General features: G+C 39.9%; 7 protein-coding genes and 1 pseudogene. 4 read left to right on the top strand and 4 right to left on the bottom strand.

Annotated features, from left to right (window positions below; all coding sequences use genetic code 11):
• Nucleotides 1-100 precede the first annotated feature (100 nt).
• Entirely contained in the window at nucleotides 101-937 is an 837-nt protein-coding gene (locus PX482_RS05515) for an FHA domain-containing protein (RefSeq protein WP_288027210.1), read from the bottom strand.
• Between the two features lie 96 nt (nucleotides 938-1033).
• Between PX482_RS05515 and PX482_RS05520 the strand changes: the two genes are divergently transcribed.
• From PX482_RS05520 to PX482_RS05535, 4 genes are read left to right on the top strand one after another with little or no spacing between them, the layout of a single operon-like run.
• Nucleotides 1034-2407: a serine/threonine-protein kinase gene (locus tag PX482_RS05520; RefSeq protein WP_002760584.1), complete on the top strand. Its 1374-nt coding sequence runs from the start codon at nucleotides 1034-1036 to the stop codon at nucleotides 2405-2407.
• Nucleotides 2408-2433: 26 nt separating this feature from the next.
• Nucleotides 2434-3165 (top strand): ARC6/PARC6 family protein, encoded by a 732-nt coding sequence (locus tag PX482_RS05525; RefSeq protein ID WP_002760585.1) that lies wholly within the window; start codon nucleotides 2434-2436, stop codon nucleotides 3163-3165.
• Entirely contained in the window at nucleotides 3165-3548 is a 384-nt protein-coding gene (locus tag PX482_RS05530) for a hypothetical protein (RefSeq protein ID WP_288094482.1), read from the top strand. Before PX482_RS05525 ends, PX482_RS05530 begins: the two co-directional genes overlap by 1 nt.
• A gap of 59 nt (nucleotides 3549-3607) precedes the next feature.
• Nucleotides 3608-4030: a M15 family metallopeptidase gene (locus tag PX482_RS05535; RefSeq protein ID WP_288094483.1), complete on the top strand. Its 423-nt coding sequence runs from the start codon at nucleotides 3608-3610 to the stop codon at nucleotides 4028-4030.
• Nucleotides 4031-4483: 453 nt separating this feature from the next.
• Here PX482_RS05535 and PX482_RS05540 read toward each other — a convergent pair whose 3' ends face one another.
• The 3 genes and pseudogenes from PX482_RS05540 to PX482_RS27645 form a co-directional block, all read right to left on the bottom strand.
• Complete coding sequence (locus PX482_RS05540) at nucleotides 4484-4969, bottom strand: PIN domain-containing protein (protein ID WP_002760588.1); 486 nt, start codon at nucleotides 4967-4969, stop codon at nucleotides 4484-4486.
• A complete protein-coding gene (locus tag PX482_RS05545; protein WP_002760590.1) occupies nucleotides 4966-5241 on the bottom strand; it encodes a UPF0175 family protein in 276 nt (91 codons plus the stop codon). Before PX482_RS05545 ends, PX482_RS05540 begins: the two co-directional genes overlap by 4 nt.
• A 160-nt stretch (nucleotides 5242-5401) precedes the next feature.
• Nucleotides 5402-5567 (bottom strand): annotated as a pseudogene (locus PX482_RS27645) (RNA-guided endonuclease TnpB family protein); the annotation flags it as partial.

Consider the following 5567-nt stretch of genomic DNA (forward strand, 5'->3'; position numbering starts at 1 on the left):
AACCCTTATATAGAAAGGCATTTAGCGATTTTTGTCAATTGTTTTTTATCTAGAGCGAACTAATCAATTAAGTCTCTTGCCAGATAAGGATTTAGTCGATTTATGCCCCCCTATCGAACCATAACAAGTAACGAAGAGCCGATCCGGCAAAGGTAATAATGTTTTGTAAGTGTGTAGTTTTGACAATTGAATTCTTCAACAAGTTGACTGCGTTTTTAAAAAATTTCGGTAGCCATTTAGGATAATAATAAGGATCTTCATACTTCTTTCTCAGAAAACGACGAGCCATGAACCAGCGAAGATAAATAGATTCAAAAGCTATAAGAAAGCTAGGAAAAAATCCCACAATTAGCCAAGCCATTAAATCGAATTTCGCTTGAGGAGCTAGAATAAGCAAATATTCAAGTAAAAATATTATCAAAGCCAGACTAGCAAATGTTAATGAAATGACTACTGATTGAGCAGCGTGAGTAGTTACCTGGTCTAAATCTAAGCTAGGGTCTTCTGGAGTAGTAGCCTTGTAGGGATCGCTGCGTAACTGATTGAGTATTTCTAACGCTTGGGTTAAACCTTCTAGATAGACATAGCCCGATAGTAAGCGAGTAGGAGCAATAAGAGCATCCGGTTTTCTTGATGGTATAGGACTAGAATCTAGTCTGGCTACAATAACCATCCCTCCACCGAAGCTGATTCGAGCCTCCTCTTCAATCGGAATTCGCTCTTGGTTGAGGCGCACTTTGTTGAGCAAAGCACCATTCAAACTACCTAAGTCCCTGACGTACCACAGAGAGTCGTAGCTCAGTTCTAGGTTAACGTCAGAGGCAAAATTAACATAGGGAAGGAACACGTCACAGTCGTGACGATTGCCAACTTGGTAGCTGCGTCCGTTTTCAGCTTCGAGTGTCCAAGTATGACCCGTTTGCTCTAGCGCAAGCATTAAGTTCCCCATTTTGAGCGATCAGATTTTAACGACTAAGATAGTATAGATTATACTGCAAAAATCTCTATTTAGCCTCTGAAGGGATAATCAGCAATGTTAAGTAATGTAACAAATCAGGACGATCTGCAACCAGGCTTAGTATTAGATCATCGGTACGTCATCAGGACAGTTATTGACCCTGGCCAGTTTGTGCAAGTTTACTTAGTCGAAGACTTACGCTATCAGAAAGACTGCCTTCTAACCGAATTTATCTTTAGAAATGCAGGAGAAAGAGAAATCGTAGAAACAGAACTTGAAGAGAAGTTTGATAGCATCAATCAAGGTCAATTTGGAGGGATTACCGCACCTAAAGAACTTTTTGGTGAGGGGGGAAGACTCTTGATTTTGCAGAAGACTTTCGAGGGAACTCCGACCCAAGAATTGCATCGATCGCTACTTCCTTTGAATGAGTATGCAGTGGTTCAGTTACTCAATCAAGTTTTGCCTGCTCTCAGGGATAGAGGAGTAACAAATCTTCAAAATGATTTGCACGATCTGGCGCTGACTGCACTGATACTGCTAACGGGACAATATTGGTACGATAGTGAGAGTAATAGTTGGAATTGGACTCAATCTAAGCAAATTAGCGATCAGCGGAAAGATGTCCTGACACGAATGTTAGGTTCTGGGCAAAGATTCAATAATGTAGAAGAAGTTTTGTCAGCATTGAATGCTGTTTTTATTCCTGTTAAATGCCCTGATTTTTCTATACCGCGTTATTTGTATGGAGCCGCTTTAAGTACTGTTATTGGTATTTCATTAATTGTAATAGCTGTAAGAGTATTATGGATTTCTTCACAGCCGAAGAATAAAGATGTTTCTCCTTCGCCTCCTAATGTCCTCCAATGCCCTGAAGGATCAGATTTTGTGGCAATCGCCTGCGGTGTTGAAGTCACAGATATTGATTCCTTTAATTTCGAGCAAGGTAAATTAACAGTTAAGTTAAAAGGAAAAGCGACTGCTAATGATCGCCTGTTCATTTCTGAGCAACTTATTAGTGCTAATAAGAGTGGAGCTAATAATAATAACTCCACCAGTAATGATGTTTTGGTTGACAATCAAGTCATCGGTAACTTTACGGGGGGAATAGGAACACAACCATTAGAAATAACCTTCAACAAAAATGCTAATGCTGAGAAAGTCAGAATTCTCTTGAGTAATATTCTTTATAAGAATATTTCCGAGACTCCACAACCAGGAGAGCGCATCGTAGAATTTAAGATTACTGATGGGGATGGAGGAACTAGCAAAGTCCTCACTCAGATCATCAGCGTTAACAAAGTTAACAGTGTTCCGCTCCTCACTGTTCCTAAAACTAAAACAGTTAAGGAAGATGGCCAGATAATCATCACAGGAATTAGCGTTAAAGATGATGATGCTGGTGACAACAATATTACGGTTACTCTCCAACAAATAATGGCTCTATAACAGTCAAAGATAATGTCAATAATGGATTGACTTGGAGAGATATTAGGGAAGATAAACTAGGAGTAATTATTCTGAATGGTACTGTCAGTCAAATTAACAATACTCTCAAAGATAAACAGGCGCTTATTTATCAGACTCAGACTGATTTCAATGGAATTGATACTCTTACTGTAACTGTCAATGATAACGGGAAACAAGTTAGTAATCTGGAAGCAATTATTTATCCTCCTGGTGCTTTAAATTCCCAGACTGACAGTAAGGTTATTAATATTAATATCGAGCCGCTTAATGATAATCCACAACTCAGTCGTTCTCAACTTGGTTCAAGTCCAAATAAGCCACCTGATCAAGGGAGTTTACAACCCAATACTCAACGTCTGACTAAACAACAAGCAGTCAATGTTGTTGAATCTTGGTTAAAGGTTAAAGCACAAGCTTTTGGCAATACATATAATGAGCAAGTTGTTTATCAATACACAACAGACAGTTATAGAGACAAGCAGTTAGGCAAAGTTGGATGGCTGCGTCGAAATAATGCTTATGAAATTTGGGTAACACCATCAGTTGAGCCTTTGGGAGATGTATTAGATCGAGGAAACGAAGTGGTGATTAATATCCAAGCTAGGGAATCCGTTACACGTTATCAAGGAGGCGTTTTAGACCCTAATTATACTCGTTCTCTCTCTGGAACATATAGGTTCACTTTGCAGTTAGATGATGGCATTTGGAAAGTAGCTAATAGTGAGGAAATAAATTAATGAAAAAATTAATTGTTGCTCTACCTATCATCCTAATCGTTATAGGTATCGCCCTAAATAGCTATGCAGTCCTGCACTTCTTCAGCCAGAAAACACCTCAATTAATTTCTACTCCCCAGACACGACCAATAACGTCTTCTCAATCGCCAACTCCCATTCTCCCATCGCCACCAACAATAATTAATTCTCCCACATCTCTAGTCAATCCGTCACCAAAAATACCCATTCAGATAGCAGTCAATCAAACCAAATTGGGACATTTGCCCTATCAAGAAGGTGACTCCCAACAAATGATGATTATTGCCAGCTACGCTCAGGATGAGTATCAAAGATTTGAAAGGATTGCACCAGAAACAGCCTTAGCCTTAATGAAGTTGATCTAAGCTAAACGGCGCTTAACCTGCATGATCCAATAGCTATAACCCTTTTGGAGTCTATATCGGTGATCCGAAGTAAAAGCCGTTTAGCTTATGCAGCTAGAGAGGATCGAGTATGGATTATTCCTGTCTCTGGTTTTCGTACTATTGCCCACCAGGATCAACTCTGGCAATCTCAAATTCAGCGCCAAGGTTCACCGGAAGCTGCAGCCAAAATCAGCGCACCACCCGGTTATAGTGAACATCATACAGGATACGCCCTTGATTTAACCGATGGGAATCTGAAGGCTAGAGATGATATTACCTACAAATTTGCTGAAACTGATGCTTTTAAATGGTTAACCCTTCATGCTAAGGAATTTGGCTTTGAACTATCATTTCCGAAAAACAATTCCCAAGGTGTTAGTTATGAACCTTGGCACTGGCGTTTTGTCGGTTCAGCAACAGCTCAAGAAATTTTTAGAGTAGCAAAGACACAAAGACAATGATTATACACTTGGAAGTTTTATAACGGTTAAATCCACCGGGGTTATACCTAGACTTCCCCATTGACAAAAAGCCATAACCTATGCTGTAGGAGGGATTAAGAGAATTTCCAGCCCTCCGTTACCGGTTACAAATCGGGGAACCCCCAATAAATCTAATGCCTCACAAACTACTCGTCAATAACCAATCAGTTTATACCTCATCTTTTTGAGAAAGTCTCTCAATTTTACCTCACCTCAACCGTGGCACTGGCATCATTGCCGAACACATCCACTAACTGGACAGCGATCGCTCGTTGCCCGAATCCCTAACAGCTGCATTCGGAGCAGTATTGATCGCCGGTTCGACCGGGAAAAAATCCCTAGGGGATGCGATCGATAGAATAAGGGGAAGCGAAATCTAAGTTAGCTTTCCCGTCACATTTTGCTCTTCTGGTTTGTGTGTGGAATTAATTTCTAGCTTTCTTCAGCCATTCCTAATATTTCTTGATAAAGAATTGGGCTAATTCTTTTACCTTGACTCAAAAACTGCTCTAAAATGGGTTTAACTTCAATAATAATTCCTTTCTTCTTGGCGATTAATAAAAGTCCAATTGTTCCAGTTACGGGCAAATTTCTAGACTGAGCGACTTTTCTTCCTAATTTTTCGTCTATTAAGACTCGATTCGCTTTTAATTCTTCTGCCAAGATAATTGTAGCCGCTTCCCCCAAATCTAGTTTAAACTGAATTTGCAATTGTAATAATTGAGCGGGAGATTGAAGGGTAAATACCTCAATCCACTGAGCAGCAGGAACAACCGAAGCAGCCCGATGATTTCCTGTGGTGACTTCATTATAAACTTCTTGGGGAATAATAATTTTGCCAAAGAGTTTTTGGAGTAAGTTAAGTTGACCAACTTTAGCTAACTCACTTAAAGGAGTGGTATTAGAGACAATAATCACGGGGGAAAATCTTCTAATAGTTGCAGGGTTTCTGTAACCTCTTGTTCTAACTCTTCTCGATTTTGGTCGGGGAAGATGGCAACCCCATATTGACCCATAAGTTCGAGAACTTCTAAACGAGAGACTCCCAATAGCCTGCCAGCTATCCCACTACTAATTTCTCCATATTTTAACAAAGTCATGATATATGCTATCTTAGCCTGTTCCTCTGCTTGTGAATGGAGGGATTCCGAGATATTAATAGGCCAATCAAATCGTATTGTTATGGTCATACCTTGGGATTATGCAAAAGTTTTTGGCTCTTTTAACTGCCAGATACTAACATTTTACAACAGATTTACGCCCGTAGGTTGATTTGATCTATCATTTTTCTAGATTGACACTCCCGTCGCGCTTATGCGAGGGATTCTTGGTTCACTGACTCAAGTTGTCTTAGCAGGTATTGCTACCAACCAAGATAGAGCTTAAATCTCCCCAAGCGTTTAGGTCTAACGACCAGCTTCCGATATGCCCTATCGTAGCTTTTTTGAGTATATTTAATGCCGCCATTTTGTCTCTATCTTCCACATATCCGCAGGAACAAACATGAGTTCTAACT

Source organism: Microcystis sp. M53602_WE12 (assembly GCF_030065455.1).
GTDB classification, from domain to species: domain Bacteria; phylum Cyanobacteriota; class Cyanobacteriia; order Cyanobacteriales; family Microcystaceae; genus Microcystis; species Microcystis aeruginosa.